Annotated in this window: 15 protein-coding genes, 1 other RNA gene and 1 other annotated feature; of the genes, 1 reads left to right on the top strand and 15 read right to left on the bottom strand. The window is 37.0% G+C overall.

Going from position 1 to position 17,429, the window contains the following annotated elements:
* Nucleotides 1-139 precede the first annotated feature (139 nt).
* Nucleotides 140-318: non-coding RNA, 6S RNA (ssrS, locus tag JOC73_RS02045), on the bottom strand.
* Between the two features lie 37 nt (nt 319-355).
* The gene (locus tag JOC73_RS02040; protein WP_204400189.1) at nt 356-664 is read right to left on the bottom strand and encodes a DUF2325 domain-containing protein; all 309 of its coding nucleotides are present in this window, start codon (nt 662-664) and stop codon (nt 356-358) included.
* A 210-nt stretch (nt 665-874) separates the two neighbouring features.
* Here JOC73_RS02040 and JOC73_RS02035 point away from each other — a divergent pair, with 210 nt between their 5' ends.
* Entirely contained in the window at nt 875-1,669 is a 795-nt protein-coding gene (locus tag JOC73_RS02035) for an aminoglycoside adenylyltransferase domain-containing protein (protein ID WP_204400188.1), read from the top strand.
* Between the two features lie 137 nt (nt 1,670-1,806).
* Here JOC73_RS02035 and JOC73_RS15075 read toward each other — a convergent pair whose 3' ends face one another.
* From JOC73_RS15075 to secD, 13 genes are all read right to left on the bottom strand, one after another.
* On the bottom strand, nt 1,807-1,905 hold the full coding sequence (locus JOC73_RS15075) for a putative holin-like toxin (RefSeq protein WP_279381018.1): 99 nt from the start codon (nt 1,903-1,905) through the stop codon (nt 1,807-1,809).
* 214 nt (nt 1,906-2,119) lie between these two features.
* Complete coding sequence (gene aspS / locus JOC73_RS02030; RefSeq protein WP_204400187.1) at nt 2,120-3,901, bottom strand: aspartate--tRNA ligase; 1,782 nt, start codon at nt 3,899-3,901, stop codon at nt 2,120-2,122.
* 97 nt (nt 3,902-3,998) lie between these two features.
* Nucleotides 3,999-5,261 (bottom strand): histidine--tRNA ligase, encoded by a 1,263-nt coding sequence (gene hisS / locus JOC73_RS02025; RefSeq protein WP_204400186.1) that lies wholly within the window; start codon nt 5,259-5,261, stop codon nt 3,999-4,001.
* A gap of 67 nt (nt 5,262-5,328) precedes the next feature.
* Nucleotides 5,329-5,562, bottom strand: a binding site (T-box leader).
* A gap of 53 nt (nt 5,563-5,615) precedes the next feature.
* Complete coding sequence (hemZ, locus tag JOC73_RS02020) at nt 5,616-7,118, bottom strand: coproporphyrinogen dehydrogenase HemZ (RefSeq protein WP_204400185.1); 1,503 nt, start codon at nt 7,116-7,118, stop codon at nt 5,616-5,618.
* A gap of 14 nt (nt 7,119-7,132) precedes the next feature.
* Entirely contained in the window at nt 7,133-7,315 is a 183-nt protein-coding gene (locus tag JOC73_RS02015; protein ID WP_204400184.1) for a DUF2481 family protein, read from the bottom strand.
* 60 nt (nt 7,316-7,375) lie between these two features.
* Nucleotides 7,376-7,993 (bottom strand): MBL fold metallo-hydrolase, encoded by a 618-nt coding sequence (locus JOC73_RS02010; protein ID WP_204400183.1) that lies wholly within the window; start codon nt 7,991-7,993, stop codon nt 7,376-7,378.
* Nucleotides 7,994-8,006: 13 nt separating this feature from the next.
* Nucleotides 8,007-8,456, bottom strand: a complete 450-nt coding sequence (gene dtd / locus JOC73_RS02005) for a D-aminoacyl-tRNA deacylase (RefSeq protein WP_204400182.1) — start codon at nt 8,454-8,456, stop codon at nt 8,007-8,009.
* 15 nt (nt 8,457-8,471) lie between these two features.
* Entirely contained in the window at nt 8,472-10,667 is a 2,196-nt protein-coding gene (locus tag JOC73_RS02000) for a RelA/SpoT family protein (RefSeq protein ID WP_204400181.1), read from the bottom strand.
* 50 nt (nt 10,668-10,717) lie between these two features.
* Nucleotides 10,718-11,233, bottom strand: coding sequence for an adenine phosphoribosyltransferase (locus JOC73_RS01995; RefSeq protein WP_204400180.1), 516 nt, complete (start codon nt 11,231-11,233; stop codon nt 10,718-10,720).
* Nucleotides 11,234-11,437: 204 nt separating this feature from the next.
* Nucleotides 11,438-13,207: a single-stranded-DNA-specific exonuclease RecJ gene (gene recJ, locus JOC73_RS01990; RefSeq protein ID WP_330613059.1), complete on the bottom strand. Its 1,770-nt coding sequence runs from the start codon at nt 13,205-13,207 to the stop codon at nt 11,438-11,440.
* Between the two features lie 281 nt (nt 13,208-13,488).
* Nucleotides 13,489-15,171 (bottom strand): ABC1 kinase family protein, encoded by a 1,683-nt coding sequence (locus tag JOC73_RS01985; protein ID WP_204400178.1) that lies wholly within the window; start codon nt 15,169-15,171, stop codon nt 13,489-13,491.
* Between the two features lie 89 nt (nt 15,172-15,260).
* Nucleotides 15,261-16,154 (bottom strand): protein translocase subunit SecF, encoded by an 894-nt coding sequence (gene secF / locus JOC73_RS01980; RefSeq protein WP_204400177.1) that lies wholly within the window; start codon nt 16,152-16,154, stop codon nt 15,261-15,263.
* A gap of 12 nt (nt 16,155-16,166) precedes the next feature.
* Nucleotides 16,167-17,423: a protein translocase subunit SecD gene (gene secD / locus JOC73_RS01975; protein ID WP_204400176.1), complete on the bottom strand. Its 1,257-nt coding sequence runs from the start codon at nt 17,421-17,423 to the stop codon at nt 16,167-16,169.
* Nucleotides 17,424-17,429 lie beyond the last annotated feature (6 nt).

Raw genomic sequence — 17,429 nt, 5'->3', positions numbered from 1 at the left:
GATGTCAATTCTTTTGATGACCACTTATCTAAAGCTTTCCAAAAACAATGTTTTTTTATTATAGGATATTTTTCAACTTGCAAAAATGCAATAAAAAAAGCTCCTACTGTCAGAAGCTATTAATCATCCAATTATATTATTTTTTCCCGCTGTGCCGTTTTACGATTGTTTTGAAACCTGCGCTAGCAGGTGGGTGCCCTGTCATTGCTTTCAAGAGTCCCCTCTGAGGGGGCTTTCTCTACACCAATAAACTCCAGATTCCCAATGTAAATATGTTGCCTCAAAACTAGATCGTTTCCTCGCACACAGCAGGATTTAATAATATCATACCACATATTTTAGAAAATTTCAAATATTAGTTTTTAGTCATCAAGCAAATTTTACAGTCTTTACAATTTTCCAGTCTTTTACTTAAATCACTACAGGCCCTCTTGGAAAATACACATGGTATATTATTTTGCTTGGCCTTTTGCTTGATGATCTCAGTAATATTATGCTCAATAAAGTCGTAAAATACAATGATCATATCAATTTTTTCTGGGATATCCAGTTTTCTCATACCTTTTTTTCTACCTGTCCAGTGTATGTAGTTACTAATACCGTGGTTCTCCAAGGTACTTGGGATGTTCCCTAATTTATCCGCTCCTACTAGTAAAGCATTCATTTTATTCCCCTCCGCATCAATTGTTGATAATGATTATCATTAGTATATTATGAATTTAATCCTTTGTCAATACGTCGAAATTATTTTCTACGAAAAATTTTTTATTGTATTTAATTTTCTAAATATTTAGTTTTTGTTTTAAATTATGTTAAATTATGGTATGCTTTATTTATTAATGCTTAAATAAGTTATTATGCGAGGAGGATTATAATGATTGGTATACATGAGGAGATTAGAGAATTAGTAACGTATTTTCGAAGTGAATTAGAAACATTACTAATGGACAAATTTTATGGGCTGTATCTATATAACTCAGTGGCCATGGGTAAGTTTGAACCTAAATATAGCGATATGGATTTTATGGTGGTGATCAACGCTCCATTGACGGATAATGAAGTAAACCTAATGGCTGAATTACATGAGAAAATGAAGATGGAATACAAATATGGGGATCGAATAGATTGCATGTACATCCAATTTGCTGATCTTGGTAAAACCAATCGTGACATGAAGCCCTACCCATATGTAGCTCATTCTGATTTTCATCGGGAAGGGTATTTTGATATTAACTATGTTACATGGTGGGGTCTCAAGGAGTATGATATGGCAGTAGATTCTCCATCTTTAAGAAAAGAGTTGTCCCATATTAATTGGGATGGCGTCCTCCATACAATGTCATTTAATTTGAATCATTATTGGGCTCCTAAATTAAATAATCCGGAAAACTTTAAAGAAGACATCGAGGTGGAATTTGCAGTTATGACTTTATCAAGGATTGTTTATACCCTTAAGGAAAGTAGGCTTACATCGAAATCCGATGCCTGTAAGTTTGTGTTGAAGGATTTGCCTCAATATGGGGATATCATGAAGGAAGCTTTGGCTATAAGGGATTTAAAGCCCCTGAGTGTTATTGGGGATGTTTGTGAAAGAAGGGATAAGACTGTGGAGTTCTTAACCTATATGATAGATTATGGGAATGGGTTGTTGGAGGAAGCGAGAAAATAACCATAAATATTTTTCATCCCCACTGGATTATTTTTTCTTTTTTATGTTATAATATAAAAAAAGGTAATCGTACCGCAAGGTGCGGTTGCCACAGATGCTGATTAAGCTTTATTCACTCTGCGGGCTGGCAGGGTGAATTACTTTTTTGGTCTGTTATTCCTATCAGTATAGGAGATCAGCGATATTAATAACATTCCAAACATTATCATTAACGATATTGCTTCGTATGTACTCATATCGCACCACCTCCTTTCTTTTGTGAAAGTGAGGTGGCAACCAACACCCTGCTTACGATTACCTACATTAAGTATATCACAATGAGTATCTATTATAAATATAATTCATTTTTTATCACATTAAGTGCATTTCATTGTGATAGATATTTCTAAGCATCTAAAAAAGCACCCTAGGGTGCTTTTTATTATTGATAGATTTATTTACTTTTAAAAACTACTCCTTCTCAACAACCGCAGTCTTAATACTTAATTCCTCTAAAGCCTTTTCCTCTGCCACTGCTGGGGCATTTGTTAATGGGTCTGAAGCGTTTTGAGTTTTAGGGAAGGCAATTACCTCTCGGATGTTATCTTCCTTCGTTAAAAGCATAATCAGACGGTCCAAACCAAAGGCAATTCCACCATGGGGAGGTGTACCGTATTTAAATGCATTTAATAAGAAACCAAATTGCTCATATGCTTCTTCCTTTGAGAATCCAAGGGCCTTGAACATCTTTTCTTGAATATCAGAAGTATGGATTCTGATACTACCTCCACCAACTTCATATCCGTTGATTACCATATCGTAGGCTCTTGCCCTTACCTTGTGGGGCTCTGTCTCTAATAATGGAATATCTTCTACTATTGGTGAAGTGAAGGGGTGATGCTTCGCTACATAACGGTTTGCTTCTTCATCGTACTCGAACAATGGGAATTCAGTCACCCATAAAGCCTTATACTCATCCTTGTTTAATAATCCTAAACGTTTAGCAACCTCTCCCCTTAAGTGACCAAGAGAATCGAATACAACACTATTCTTGTCGGCTACAAATAGGATTATGTCGCCTGTCTCGGCATTGGTTGTTTCTAAGATTTTAGCCATTTCTTCTTCATTGAAGAATTTAGCAATTGGAGAAGTTACTCCTTCTTCCGTTACCTTCATCCAAGCTAATCCTTTAGCTCCATAGGTCTTTACATAGTCTTCTAAGGAGGTAATGTCCTTACGGCTGAATTTGTCTCCATGCCCCTTCACATTGATACATCTTACAGATCCACCATTCTCCACTGCACCAGAGAATACTTTGAATCCACAGTCTTTTACAAGGTGGGATACATTTACTAGTTCAAATCCAAAACGAACATCCGGCTTGTCGGAACCATATCTCTCCATAGCCTCTTCATAGGTTAATTGTTGCAATGGTAATTGAATCTCTACACCTAGGATTTCTTTGAAAATCTTTTCTACTAATCTTTCATTGATTTCAATTACATCCTCTTCATCAACGAAGGACATTTCGCAGTCTATTTGGGTAAACTCAGGCTGACGGTCAGCTCTTAAGTCCTCATCTCTAAAGCATTTTACGATTTGGAAGTATCTGTCCATACCCGATACCATCAATAGCTGTTTGAAGAGCTGTGGAGATTGGGGTAGCGCATAGAACTTACCAGGATTTACTCTGCTTGGCACTAGATAGTCTCTAGCCCCCTCTGGCGTTGGCTTGGTTAATACTGGTGTTTCCACCTCGATAAATCCTTCATCACTTAAGAAATTTCTAACTAGCTTAGCTGTCTCATGTCTTATGATTAGATTCTTTTGCATAGAGGGCTTTCTTAAATCTAAGTAACGGTATTTTAATCGTAAATTTTCTGATACAACGTCGTCATCTTTAATGTAGATTGGTGGTGTTTCAGATTCATTTAAAATTTGTAGCGTTTCTGCAAAAATCTCGATATCTCCTGTTGGGATATTTGGGTTGATGGATTGTCGCTTGAATACTCTACCTTCAACAGCGATTACAAACTCAGAACCTAACCCCTCTGCCATCGTAAAGGCTTCTTCTGATACATCCTTGTCAAATACAATTTGAACGATTCCGCTTCTGTCTCTTAAATCAACAAAGATTAATCCACCTAAATCTCTTCTTTTTTGTACCCATCCCATCAGGGCTACTTTTTCTTCAATATGTTCACTTCTTAAAGTTCCCCCCATGTGGGTTCTTTTTAAATTTTTAGCTGTCATATTCCTTACCTCCCTTGATATTATCCTCAATTAACTACTTTATTCACTGATCCTTAGATACAAACAAGCCTCACTTTCCGTTTCTTTTGCATCTCAACTACTCTTGAGATAAAGAAGTCAATTCTTCCTTCTCTCCATTGCTGCAAAGTCCATAGAATCCAAAATTCTGCTTTTGTAGGTTATTCATTTGCTTAGAAAATTTCTTGTGTTTTGGGAATACACTAACAATTTTACCTTCACTTCTTAAATCATTTGCCCACTCCAATACAGCATTGATATCTTCGTTTGTATTAAAAATTAGAGCAATTTTTTCAACAGATTCAGGCACTTCAAAATTCGTTTCCTTTAACATTTGGAAGATTCTTTCAAATCCAATAGAGAAACCAACAGCAGGTACATCTTCCTTTTGGAATCTACCAATCATCTTGTCATATCTTCCTCCACCAGCTATGGAGCTTCCAAATTCATTGCTGACAATTTCAAAGATTTGTCCTGTATAATAGCCCATTCCCCTAATCAGAGTTACATCAAACTCAATATCATATTGTCCTTTAGCTTGATTCTTTACTACAGCAATTACATTCTTTAGAGATTGTAATACATCTTCCTCAATATTATATTTTGCTAAAGTCTTTTCATCTAAGCCCTTTAAGTCCTCTAAAGAAGCTAAGAATTTAGTCACTTGATCTTCATCATAATCCTTCGCTAATAATTCCTTTTTAACCCCTTCCATACCTACCTTATCCATTTTGTCTAAGGAGATACATAGGGAGCCTACTTCTTCATCTTTAAAACCAAGGCTTAGGATGACACTTTTCAATAGTCGTCTATCATTAATTTTCACCGTGAAATTTTTGAAGGATAATGCCTGTAATGCTCTAGCAGTTGTGGTAATCAGCTCTATTTCTGCTATTTCCGACTTTTCCCCCATAATATCTATGTCACATTGGGTAAACTGTCTAAACCTACCTTTTTGAGGTCTTTCAGCCCTCCATACCCAGCCTGTTTGAATTGCTTTAAAAGGGTTTGGTAGGTGTTCACGATTGTTGGTGTAGAATCTACTTAAGGGTAAAGTCAAGTCATATCTCAAGCCAAGATCACAAAGGTCATCCTCATTTAGGTTCTCTTTACTTAAATCTAATTTTTCTCCCCTTTTAAGGATTTTAAAAAGAAGATTAAGGTTCTCTCCACCTTCACTTTTGGTTAGTAAATCAAGATTTTCAATAGAAGGAGTCTCTATTTGCTCAAATCCACTTTTCTTGTAGGTATCAATGATTGTCTTCTTCATCCATTCCCTTAGGTTCATATCCTGTGGAATTATATCAAAGGTTCCTTTTGCTGATGCTGTGTTGATTTTCATCCTCACCATTCCTCCATTCTTTTATATTTTAATATTTTAGGGAATAAAAAAAACCCTCAGCCCCCTGGCAAGGGACGAGAGTTTAAGTTTCCCGCGGTACCACCCTAATTGGAATAAATCCCACTTAATTAACCTTTAACGCAGGCCTACGTATTTTCCTATTAACTAGAGAAATCCCCTCTAGGCTTTCAGAAGATATACTGATCTGGTGTCTTCTGCATAATCCTTCGTATCGAGCTTCCACCACCCTCGACTCGCTTCAACGGGTATTATACTTACTCCTCCTGATTAAAACGTATGTAAGAGTATATAATTGGTATTATTATAAGGCTTTTGCTATATCTTGTCAACCATTTAAATATATATTTTTTTCCTTTCCACCATTTCCTCTACCCTTACAAGATATTGCTCGAGATTTTTGATGTTTGGAACCCGTTCTAGACGGTTTTCCTTTGGATAGACAAATTTAGAAACTGCTCCAGCTCCAAAGGCAATGATGGTCTGCTTTTCCTCCATAATCTGAATGTTGTAAATCCCCTCATATCCTGGTCGACAATAGCCTATATTCTCTAAGTGTCCCAACATATGCTTTTGTCTATACATGTAATAGGGTTTTAACTCCATTTTATCTGCATAGGCTTGAGTAATTCCCAACATTTTAATGATTTCTTCCTCTTCCTCCTGTAAATCGTAGGAGTCCTTTTCATCCTTGAGCTTGGAGGCCCTCTTTACTGCTAAGGTATGGACTGTTAGGTTAGTAGGTTGAAGCAACTGAATCTCCTTCATGGTATGCTCTACCATTTCAGAAGTCTCCCCCGGTAGTCCAATGATCAGGTCCATATTGATATTTTCAAAACCAACCTTTTGGGCTAAACGGAAGGATTCCTTTAAGTCCTCAGCAGAATGATCCCTGCCAATAGATTCAAGGGTGCAATCATTCATGGTTTGGGGATTGATACTGAGTCTTCCAACCCCTTTATTTTTCAAGAAGGTTAGTTTTTCTTCATCAATGGTGTCGGGTCTACCTGCCTCAAAGGTAAATTCCTTCAGATCCTTTATATCAAAGGATACTTCAAGACAATTAAATAACTTCTCTAGCTGTTGAATATTTAAGGTTGAAGGAGTGCCACCACCTATATATATATTTTCTATATCCTTCCCTTTTTCTCGAATCAATTTTGATGTCTCAATGATTTCTTTACACAGGGCCTCTACATAGGCATCCTGTAGATATCCCCACTGTTTCATCGGGTTTGATGGAAAGGAACAATATACACATCTCGTTGGACAAAAGGGGATACTAATATATATACTAACCTTACTTTCGTCTATCGGGTAGATATAAGGATGTTCCCTTTCTGCCACTGATAACAATAACTGGCCCTTATCTTCCTGTATATAGTACTCCTCCTGCAAAATCTGTAAGATCTCTACAGAAGTCTTTCCTTCCTCCATCAACTCATGGACGATTTTTGTTGGTCTAATCCCAACTAAAATTCCCCAAGGTAAATAGGTCTTCTTAATTTGTTTTAATAACTGAAAAATCCCCCTCTTAATAAGCGTTTTACTTATTTTTCTAATAACTTGAGGGTCTTTTTCATGAAGTTCATTAAGTGCTTTCACTTCAACAACATTTTCACTTTTTCCGTCATAGTAAACCTCAGTAGTCACTTTAACTTGATTTTCTAAGATATCTATGCGGCTAATAATACCCTCATCCACCATAGAAGAGGGTATTGGGTTGCTTAGGTCATCTTTATTTGTGGAAATAGACATTTCTTCTGTTGGGTAGAATAGTTTTAATAATTCCTTCACCTCATAGGCATAATCATGTCCTATACAAACTACTTTAATCATTGCTTAAACTCCCATCAATATTCTTCCTTCATATCCCTTTGAAGGGATTCTATTACTTTTTTACTGACGCCGAATTCCATAGCCATTTCGCTGTCGGATAAGCCAGCTTCCCTCATTTCTAAAAAGTCATGAAGTTGCATTTCCGTAAAATTGCGTCGTTTAACATCTTGTATGTAGTCGCCAATTCTCTTTTTCATAAAAAAACCTCCCAGAAACATTATAGTTATATTTTGTCCTCATATCTCTGGGAGTATACTTTACTTAAGGAATGGATTTGTCAATTTTTCAATACCAATACGACTGGCTGGCCCATGACCAGGTAATACCATGATTTCTTCATCTAAGACCATTAACTTACCCTTAATAGAGTCAATTAACTGGTTGTGGTTGCCCCCCACCAAGTCAGATCTACCAATGGAATTTGCAAATAGCGTATCTCCTGCTATTAGGAAATTTTCCACTAGGATACAAATTCCTCCTGGAGTATGGCCAGGGGTATGGATGATTTTAAGCTTTAAATCTCCGAGAGAAAGCTCATCTCCATCAGCAACAAAGTTTTCAGTCTCTAGCTCATATGTAAGCCCCATCTGTTTTGAATAGTTCTTCTCCATATCCTTTAGTATGAATAAGTCTTCCTTATGCATGTATACAGGAACATCTATTTTTTCTAATAACCCTGGAATTCCACCGATATGATCGCCATGGGCATGGGTAAGGATAATATATTCTAACTCTAACTCATTTTCATCTAAAAATCTTAGGATTTTATCTGCATCTCCACCTGGGTCAACCACCGCTACCTTGTTAGTTCCATCGTCTCCAATTACATAACAGTTAACCGAAAGGGGTCCTACTGGTATTTTTTCTAATAACATCTATTTTGCCTCCTTAAAAACCCTTTTTACTATCAATTAGCATTGTAACTGGTCCATCATTAATAGAATGAACCTCCATATGGGCTTGAAAAACCCCTGTTTCCACGTGCATTCCCATTTCTTCGCAGGACTTTAGAAATTCTTTATATAGTTCGTCTGCCATTTCTGGTCTACCGGCCCCTGAAAAGTTGGGTCTTCTTCCCTTTCTACAGTCCCCATAAAGGGTAAATTGAGAAACAACCAACATTTCAGCACCAGTATCCAACAATGCAAGATTCATTTTTTCATTCTCATCTTCAAAAATCCTCAGATTGGCAATCTTATCAGCCATATACTTTACATCTTGGAGAGTATCTTCATCACTCACTCCTAAATAAATCAGTAGACCTTTACCTATTGCTCCAGTAACTTCACCAGCTACCTCTACCTTACCTTCTTTAATTCTTTGAACAACAGCCCTCATAGTAGCCTCCTTCAATTAGGTAGTTACTCGATGTACATCCAGTACTTCCTTCATCCCTCTGAACTTTTGCATGATTTTATCCAATTGATTGATATCGTCAATTTCAACCGTCAGATTTAACACTGCCAACTTTTCCTTGTTGGTTCTTGCATTTAAGGCATTTACAGTGATTTTACTTTCGGTAATAACCTTGGTAATTTCAGAAAGCAGACCTTTTTTATCATAGGCTCTAATCTGGATTTCTGCTTGGAAACTCCTTGGTTTCGTAGTATCCCAATTTACCTCAATCAAACGATCGATTGATTCTATTGTACTCATAAGGTTTGGGCAGTCCTTTAGATGGACAGAGACACCTCTTCCTCTTGTAATATAGCCAACAATATCATCCCCTGGGACAGGATTACAACAGCGGGCAAACCTTACCATAATACTGTCAATACCCTTAACAGAGACTCCTTGCCCCTGCTTGTTTTTCTTATTCTTTTCTTTATTTTCTTGCGGCTTTTCCTGAGGAGCTACGTCTTTTTCCATCAGTTCCGCCACTGTTTCCTTCTTGACATTCTCTTTCTTAATGACTTCTCTTATTTTAGGAAGTATTTGGCTAAGGGTAATTCCACCATATCCAACGGCTGCATATAAATCAACCTCACTATTTAACCCCAATCTCTTTGCAATGGTGTTTAATAGCTTTGTTTGAGCTACCTCAGGTTGTTGAAGACCTTGACGTCTAATTTCTCTTTCAAGAATTTCCTGCCCCTTATCTATGTTTTCTTCCCGTCTCTCCTTTTTAAACCATTGTCTAATCTTATTTTTAGCCTGAGAACTCTTAACTATTTTCAGCCAGTCTCGACTTGGTCCATTACTGTTGGAGGAAGTCAATATTTCAACGATGTTTCCATTCTTTAATTTATAATCTAATGGCACGATTCTGCCATCAATCTTTGATCCAACACACTTATTACCTATATCCGAATGGATACGGTAGGCAAAGTCAATAGGAGTTGACCCAGTAGGAAGGTTGATTACCTCTCCTTTAGGCGTAAAGACAAATACTTCGTTGGTCAATAGATCCACCTTGAGGGATTCCATAAATTCTTTAGGATCCTTGGTTTCCTTCTCCAACTCCAGCATTTGGCCTACCCATGTTAGCTTGTCGCCTAATTTTTTGGGATTATCAGTAGTTTTCCCCTCTTTGTATTTCCAGTGGGCTGCGATACCATACTCAGATATTTGGTGCATTTCATGGGTTCTAATTTGTATTTCCACCGGTTCTCCCTTTGGTCCTATCACGGTGGTATGAATAGATTGATACATATTGGGCTTGGGCATAGCAATATAGTCCTTAAATCTACCTGGTATAGGCTTCCACATAGTATGGACAACTCCCAACACACCGTAACAGTCCTTTATATTATCAACAATCACTCTGACGGCTAAAAAGTCAAAGATTTCATCAAAGGATTTTCCTTGGTATACCATTTTACGGTAAATACTATAGAAATGCTTAGGCCTACCAGAGATTTCACCTTCTATACTAAACTCATCCAGCTTTTCATGTAGAGAGTTGATAACTTGGTTAATGAACATCTCTCGATCCTTACGTTTGATAGCCACTCTTTCCACAAGGTCATAATATCCCTCAGGATCAATATATCGTAGACAAAGATCCTCCAGCTCCCATTTGACCTTCGAAATCCCTAGTCGATGGGCAATTGGAGCATATATCTCTAGGGTTTCCATTGCTTTTTCCTTTTTCTTTTCATCCGATTGGTACTTTAAGGTTCGCATGTTATGTAGACGGTCTGCTAACTTAATTAAAATAACTCGAATATCCTTAGCCATGGCCACAAACATTTTTCTTAGATTCTCTGCTTGTCTCTCTTCCTTTGACTCAAAGGACATTCTAGTAAGTTTTGTTACTCCCTCTACTAGAACAGCGATTTCTTCTCCAAAATGTTGTTTAATTTCCTCAAAGGAGTACTCTGTATCCTCAATCACATCATGAAGTAATGCTGCGGCAACAGTGCTACTATCTAATTTTAGCTCAATTAAGATTTTGGCAACCTCTACAGGATGAATGAAATAGGGTTCTCCAGACTTCCGAAATTGACCTTCGTGGGCATTTTCAGCAAAATGATAGGCACGATCAATTAAGTCCACATCACATTGGGGGTTTATGTCTTTTATCATAGCTATTAAGTTTTCCTTCATCATCAATCACCCTTCCGCAGCATAGACCCTATCAATCCATGACCTTTATTTTATTCATATATTACTAGAGATTCCACTTTGTATCCCTTTAATACATCACGTCCACCTAAGAAACCTAACTCGATTAAGAAGTTTAGAGAAACAACCTCTCCGCCTAACTCCTCGATTAACTTTGTAGCAGCAAGAACAGTTCCACCCGTTGCTAATAAGTCGTCTACAATGGCAACTCTTTGACCTGGTTTTATAGCATCCTGATGGATTTCCAGTACATCTGTACCATACTCTAGCTCATACTCATAACGAATTGTTTCAGCTGGCAATTTACCAGGCTTTCTAACTGGCACAAACCCAATACCTAATTCATAGGCTACTGGTGTACCTACTAAAAAACCCCTCGCTTCTGGCCCAACGATTACATCAACCTTAAGGTCCTTTAATTGACTTGCAAACTCTTTAGTAAGATATTTTAAGGTTTTTCCATCCTGTAATAAAGGGGTAATATCCTTAAAACTGATACCCTTCTTTGGAAAATCCTGTATTTCTCTAATCTCTTTTCTTAAATCCATCTTTTTATTTCCTCCTCATATCGGATATTAAATTTCTTGTATGATTATGGCTCTGTAGCCCATACTTACATTCAACTATTTTCATCTAATATTGTATTTATATTAAACAATTATTATAGAATAATTTTATTATATCTTTTAAAATTGAATTTATCAATATTTGGTTAAGGATTCTATAAATATCCTGTAATATTATATCAAAGTTTATCCTATTCTATAGTGTTGTATGACTATTTGTACACTTTTGCTGCCTCGAAATTCATTTATTCCGACAGTAAATATAAAATCCATTTTAATATTATTGCTTCTTCCATTATAAAGTAAACTCAACTGTTCCGCTCCAAATCCATCAATTACGACCTTCTCAAAGTCTGGAATATTTCCAAAATAGATTCCCTCCATCATTTTTCCCCTTTGAGATACAAGCTTTAACTTTAGAACATTTTTATTGGCTCCTAAGATTGATGCAGAAGTAATTCTAACATTTTTTTCTGCAAATAAAGGCTTTGAATTTGCTTTACCAAAGGGCTCCAACAGTTGTAACTCCTCCGCTAAATGTAGATCAATCATTTCAAAGGGTAGCTGAGCATCTATATATACCTTTGGAGTTAATTCTTCCTCCGTCAAGGTGGTTAATTCATTCAATCTTTGTCGAACCAATTCTACATTTTCAGGCAAAAGGGAAAGTCCTGCCGCCATCGGATGTCCTCCAAACTTAGTTAGGAGATCTTTGCATTTCAATAATTCTTCAAACATGTTGTACCCATCAATAGAGCGGGCTGACCCCTTCACCCCATCCTCTGCTTCTGTAAGAACGATGGTGGGGACATGGTACTTGTCTTTAATCCTTCCTGCAATGATCCCTGCTATACTTTCATGGATTCCCTCTTTATATACAACATAAACCTTATCCCGACCTACACAAGTACTCTCGATACTCTCGATTACCTGCTCTACCCCTTCAATTGTCATCAACTTTCTTTCTTCATTTAACTCATGGAGTTCCTTTGCTAGGGAAGTGGCTTCTTCTTCTCCTTCAGAAAGCAATAGTTCTAGCCCTTTTTTAGCACAATCCAGTCTACCGGAAGCATTGATACAAGGTCCGATTACAAATCCTAAGGTATAGACGCTAACAGCTTTTCCTTCTATTCCTGCCGCCTTAAATAAAGATTTAAGACCCAAGTTATTGGTTTTGTTAATCAGCTCTAATCCTTTTTTTACAATAATACGATTTTCTTCCACTAAGTCCACTACGTCACATACGGTGGCTATCGCTACAAACTGTAGTAGTTCTTCTAAAAGATCGCTATCAATCTCCAATTCCTCCTGGAGGGCTTGAAGAAATTTATATGCCACAGCAGCTCCACAAAGATGCTTGAAGGGATACTGACACTCCAACTGCTTGTGATTGACGATGGCATCTGCCTCTGACCTTAGATACGTTCTATTTCCTGCTCCATCCTCCACAAAGGGAACGTCGTGATGATCTGTGACAATGACCGTCATTCCTAATGATTTGGCATATTTAATTTGATCCAAAGCTGAAATTCCATTATCACAAGTAATGATGGTATCTATACCAGCTTGGTGAGCTTCATCTATTAAATTATTATTAATCCCATAGCCATCCTCTATTCGATGGGGTATTTCATAATCAACGATGGCTCCAAAGCTGGATAAAGCTCTATACAATACATAGGTGCTGATGACACCATCCACGTCATAGTCGCCAATGATTCTAATTTTTTTATGATTTAGGATTTTCTCCTTTGTAATTTCAACTGCTTGTTCTAAATCCTTCAGTAGTAAAGGTTTGTGTAGTTTTTTAATATCTGGCTTTAGAAAACTACGGGCCGTCTCAATCTCTTGAATTCCTCTATTAACCATCACTTTACACAAGATTTGGTTGACCCCTAGCTCTTGAGCCATTGTTTTATAATCAACCTTCATGTTTTTAAGCATCCATTTGTGCAACTTAAATCCCCCTTTTACAGCCATTACATCTACTCACTTCAACAAAGACTATTCCATTATACTATAAAATCGACAAATTTTATAATGAGATTTTCCTCAAACACCTAGCCTGTTCAAAAGCCATTAGATTCAAGGAACAAGAAAAGCCGGCGACCGTAGCGTATAAAACATACGTAAGGGTGCTGGCTTTATGCAGTGACGATGAAGATGATGGTTTTTCAACAGGCTATCACATAAAGTCTAAATTAATAACTTAAGCAAACAATTAGCGAGGTCCACCTTTATTTTCTACGCCAATTATGCCAATTGTTGATTAGATTTGAGATTACGACACTGACCCCTAATAAACTGGCTACTACAAAGGTAACCAGCCCCAGCATGGAAACACTATATTGATTGGTGTTTGAGTTATTTCTGATCATATAGGAGGACCCGACAATTAATGCAGATGTAATTAAACTAAGGGATAGCTTATTAGTCAGGCGATTTAACTCCTCATAAAGGGGTTTAAACCCCCCATGGTCCAAATTCAGTTTTATATTATTGGTTTCTATCTTCTTAAAGAAATTTCTAAGCTGCTTTGGAAAATATCTCATTCCAAAGATGATTTCTTCTGAGTAATCACGAATCTCCGTCAATAACTGTTGAGGGTGAAGACGATGGAGATAAATTTCCTTTATAAACCTCTTTGTAATATCGGATAAGCTAAAATCTGGATGGAGGTACTTTCCGCTGCCCTCCAATGTTATTATCGATTTAAAAAGTAGCATTAATTGTGGAGGGAGGGTGACTTTATTAATATAGGCCATCTCCAACAGCTCCCTGAAGGACTCTCCTAAATTTATGTTTTTGAGGGGTAAATTATAATAGAGGTTGATGAGTATAGATACATCCTCCTTTAGCCTTCTCATGTTGGTTTCTGGACTGATGGCATCCATCTCTATTAGTGTATTTACCAGACGATCCACGTCTCTTCTGGCTCCTGCGGTAAAAATATTTGTCAACATCCTCATATTGCTTTTGTCTAAAAATCCCACAACCCCAAAATCTATAAAAGCTATGGTGGATTCATCAATGGCAAATATGTTCCCTGGATGGGGATCTCCATGAAAAAAACCATGGATAAAGACCTGTTTCATAAAGGCCTCAGCTCCAATATTGGCTAAACCCTTCAAATCCCAGCCTTTTCTTCTCAATGACCTAGAGTCCATGATTTTTATGCCATAGATTCGTTGCAGAGTAAGTACTTTCTTACTGGTAAAATTCCAGTAAACTTCTGGAACTAGGATTTGCTTGTTATCCTTGAAGTTTTCCCCAAACCGTTCTGCATTTCTAGCTTCGTTAGTATAGTCCAGCTCCCTTTTAATGGTATAGTAAAATTCCTCCACCATTTCATAGAATCTCACAGGCTTATTTTTATCCATATGCTCATCCAGCTGCTTTGCGAGATTGAATAGGATATCCATATCCCGCTCTATCAGTAGTTGTATATTAGGTCGTTGAATTTTAACTACTACATTTTCACCTGTTTTTAGTGTAGCCTCATACACCTGTCCAATGGATGCTGATGCGATGGGTTTTTCATCAAAGGCTTTAAAAGCTTCATCAATGGACATCTTCATTTCCTTTTCAAAAACAATCTTAGCCTCTTCTAAAGGAAAGGGGGCAATATTGTCCTGAAGCTTTGAGAGTTCGTTGACAATTTCATCCCCCAATAGATCTCTTCTAGTACTTAAGATTTGTCCCAGCTTAATAAAAGTAGGCCCTAGCTCCTCTAGGGCATACCGTAGTCTTTCTCCTAGTGTCAGGTTTTTATCTGTTTTATCTATATTTAAAACAAATTTTGGAATCAAGCCTTTTTCCCATAGCTTTTCTGCCACCACATTGAAGCCATATTTCATGGTAACTTCCCCGATTTTTTTATATCTTTTTAAATTTTTATACCTTGCCCGCAATCTTGCCATCTGATCAACCCCATAAAATCTTTATACGTAAAAAAGTGGTAACAATACTTTTCATCTGTATTATTACCACTTTTCCTTTTATATTCTCATTATTTTACTTCTGGAGTTGGTTGGTTTCCACCATTATGATTTTGTCTCTCTTTAAGCATTACCCACACTGGGCTGGCAATAAAGATTGAAGAATAGGTTCCGCTGATTACCCCTGCGATTAGTGGTAGTGCAAATTCTCTGATTTGCTCTACCCCCAATACATAAAGGGCAACAATTGTAATTAAGGTTGTTAATGAGGTATTGATTGAACGACTAACCGTTTGAGCAATACTATCATTAGCCAGTTGTGCATAGTTGTTTTTCTTTAAAAATCTTAAGTTTTCTCTGATTCTATCAAATACAACGATGGTATCGTTGATTGAGTATCCGAAGATTGTCAACATAGCCGCCACGAAGGGACTGTTGATTGGGATTCTTAAGATTGAGTAAACAGCAATAACAATTAACATATCATGAATCAGGGCAATAATCGCTGCAAGACCGAATCTAAATTCAAATCTGTAGCTGATATATGCCAGCATCCCGATGGTAGAAACTAAGATTGCCCAGAAGGCTTTTGTTTGAATTTCCTTACCTACTGCTGGTCCGAATTGCTCAGCTCTTAAAAAGTCATCCTTTTCTAGGTTATATTTTTCTTTGAATTTATCAAAAATTTCTAATCTTTTTTGATTGTTGAAATCTTCTGTTGATCTAATTTGTACAATGGTTCTTTCTTCTCCGATAAAGGCAATATTTGCCTTTTCGTCATACGCTTTGGTAATTTCACGGATTTCATCTACACTGACTGTCTGGTGCAATTCAATCTCCATCAGAGCTCCACCTGTGAAGTCAATACCTCTATTAAATCCTCGAACTAAACCTAAAAGTAATCCAACAGCAATGATGAATGCTGAAATAGAAAACCATATTTTACGTTGTTCTACTATTCTCATTTTATTTCCCCCCTATGCTCCGAATAATTTGCTGTTCTTAGCTAAATCCATTCCAACAAATAGTTTTAAAAGGAATTTAGTAACAACTACAGCTGTAAACATACTTGCTAAAATACCAATAATTAACGTCAATGCAAAACCTTTAATTGGTCCTGTACCAAATTGGTATAATACGAAACCAGCAATAAGGGTAGTAATGTTTGAGTCTAAGATTGCTCTAAAGGCTCTTTTGAAACCAGAGTCAATAGCCGCACGAACTGTCTTACCAGCTCTTAATTCTTCTTTTAATCTTTCAAATATAATTACGTTGGCATCCACCGCCATACCTACCGATAGGATTAGGGCTGCAATACCTGGTAATGTTAAAGTCGCGTTTAATGCGATAAATGTTCCTAATACGATTAGCATATAGATTGTTAATGCAATATTAGCAACTAATCCAGGGATTCTGTAGTAAATCAACATGAATAGTAATACTAAAAGAATACCAATTTGAGCCGCTTTAACACTCTTATTTAATGCATTTACCCCTAATGTTGCAGTAATTGTGGAACTTTGAACTTCTTCTAGGTCAACAGGAAGTCCCCCTGCACGGATTAATGCAGCTAAACGGATGGCTTCATCTCTGTCAAAACCACCAGAGATTTGAGATCTACCACCACTAATCCTTTCTTTAACATTTGGATCTGAAATCACTTCATCATCTAGGATTATATAAATCTTGTTTTCATTTGAACCATATTGATATTCAGCAACTCTAGCAGTTGCTTCTGAGAAAGCTTCAGCACCTTCTGTATCTAATTCTAAACTAACAACATATTGTCCAGCTTCAGTAGCCGCTTCAGCTCTTTTAACGTTTGCACCAGTTAAAACGACTTCTTGATTGTCCCCAGCAACAAACTTAAGCTGTGCTGTTCTACCAATCATATCAATGGCCTCTTGAGCATCTTCAACACCTGGTAATTCAACTCTAATACGCTTTTCCCCTTCTGGAACAATTAAAGGTTCTGTTAAACCAAAAGCATCGACACGATTTCTAAATACTTCAATTGTTTGATACATAATTCTTTGTAATTCTTCACCTTCAGCATCTGTCTTTGCTTCATAAACAACGTATACCCCACCCTTTAAATCCAGACCTTGCTTAATGGAGTCTTTAAAGGGACTAATTGTTGTATTCCCAATCTGCAATCCACTGATTGCTGTGTATGATGCAAGTCCAACAATAGCCAGTACTAATAAAAATATGATGGCGTTTTTCATCTTCATTGTTTA

The sequence above is a fragment of the Alkaliphilus hydrothermalis genome, assembly GCF_016908555.1.
In the GTDB taxonomy this organism is placed as follows: domain Bacteria; phylum Bacillota; class Clostridia; order Peptostreptococcales; family Natronincolaceae; genus Alkaliphilus; species Alkaliphilus hydrothermalis.
The sequence above is the reverse complement of the archived record's forward strand: the minus strand, read 5'-3'. Positions and strand labels throughout refer to the sequence as shown.

Excerpts from the sequence above, each read along its gene's own strand:
- secF (WP_204400177.1), bottom strand. The coding sequence starts at position 16,154 with ATGAGAATAGTAGAACAACGTAAAATATGGTTTTCTATTTCAGCATTC.
- hemZ (WP_204400185.1), bottom strand. The coding sequence starts at position 7,118 with ATGATTAAAGTAGTTTGTATAGGACATGATTATGCCTATGAGGTGAAG.
- aspS (WP_204400187.1), bottom strand. The coding sequence starts at position 3,901 with ATGACAGCTAAAAATTTAAAAAGAACCCACATGGGGGGAACTTTAAGA.
- JOC73_RS01985 (WP_204400178.1), bottom strand. The coding sequence starts at position 15,171 with ATGGCAAGATTGCGGGCAAGGTATAAAAATTTAAAAAGATATAAAAAA.
- JOC73_RS01995 (WP_204400180.1), bottom strand. The coding sequence starts at position 11,233 with ATGGATTTAAGAAAAGAGATTAGAGAAATACAGGATTTTCCAAAGAAG.
- secD (WP_204400176.1), bottom strand. The coding sequence starts at position 17,423 with ATGAAGATGAAAAACGCCATCATATTTTTATTAGTACTGGCTATTGTT.
- JOC73_RS02015 (WP_204400184.1), bottom strand. The coding sequence starts at position 7,315 with ATGAAAAAGAGAATTGGCGACTACATACAAGATGTTAAACGACGCAAT.
- JOC73_RS02010 (WP_204400183.1), bottom strand. The coding sequence starts at position 7,993 with ATGTTATTAGAAAAAATACCAGTAGGACCCCTTTCGGTTAACTGTTAT.
- JOC73_RS02000 (WP_204400181.1), bottom strand. The coding sequence starts at position 10,667 with ATGAAGGAAAACTTAATAGCTATGATAAAAGACATAAACCCCCAATGT.
- JOC73_RS02035 (WP_204400188.1), top strand. The coding sequence starts at position 875 with ATGATTGGTATACATGAGGAGATTAGAGAATTAGTAACGTATTTTCGA.
- dtd (WP_204400182.1), bottom strand. The coding sequence starts at position 8,456 with ATGAGGGCTGTTGTTCAAAGAATTAAAGAAGGTAAGGTAGAGGTAGCT.
- JOC73_RS15075 (WP_279381018.1), bottom strand. The coding sequence starts at position 1,905 with ATGAGTACATACGAAGCAATATCGTTAATGATAATGTTTGGAATGTTA.
- JOC73_RS02040 (WP_204400189.1), bottom strand. The coding sequence starts at position 664 with ATGAATGCTTTACTAGTAGGAGCGGATAAATTAGGGAACATCCCAAGT.
- hisS (WP_204400186.1), bottom strand. The coding sequence starts at position 5,261 with ATGAAAATCAACACAGCATCAGCAAAAGGAACCTTTGATATAATTCCA.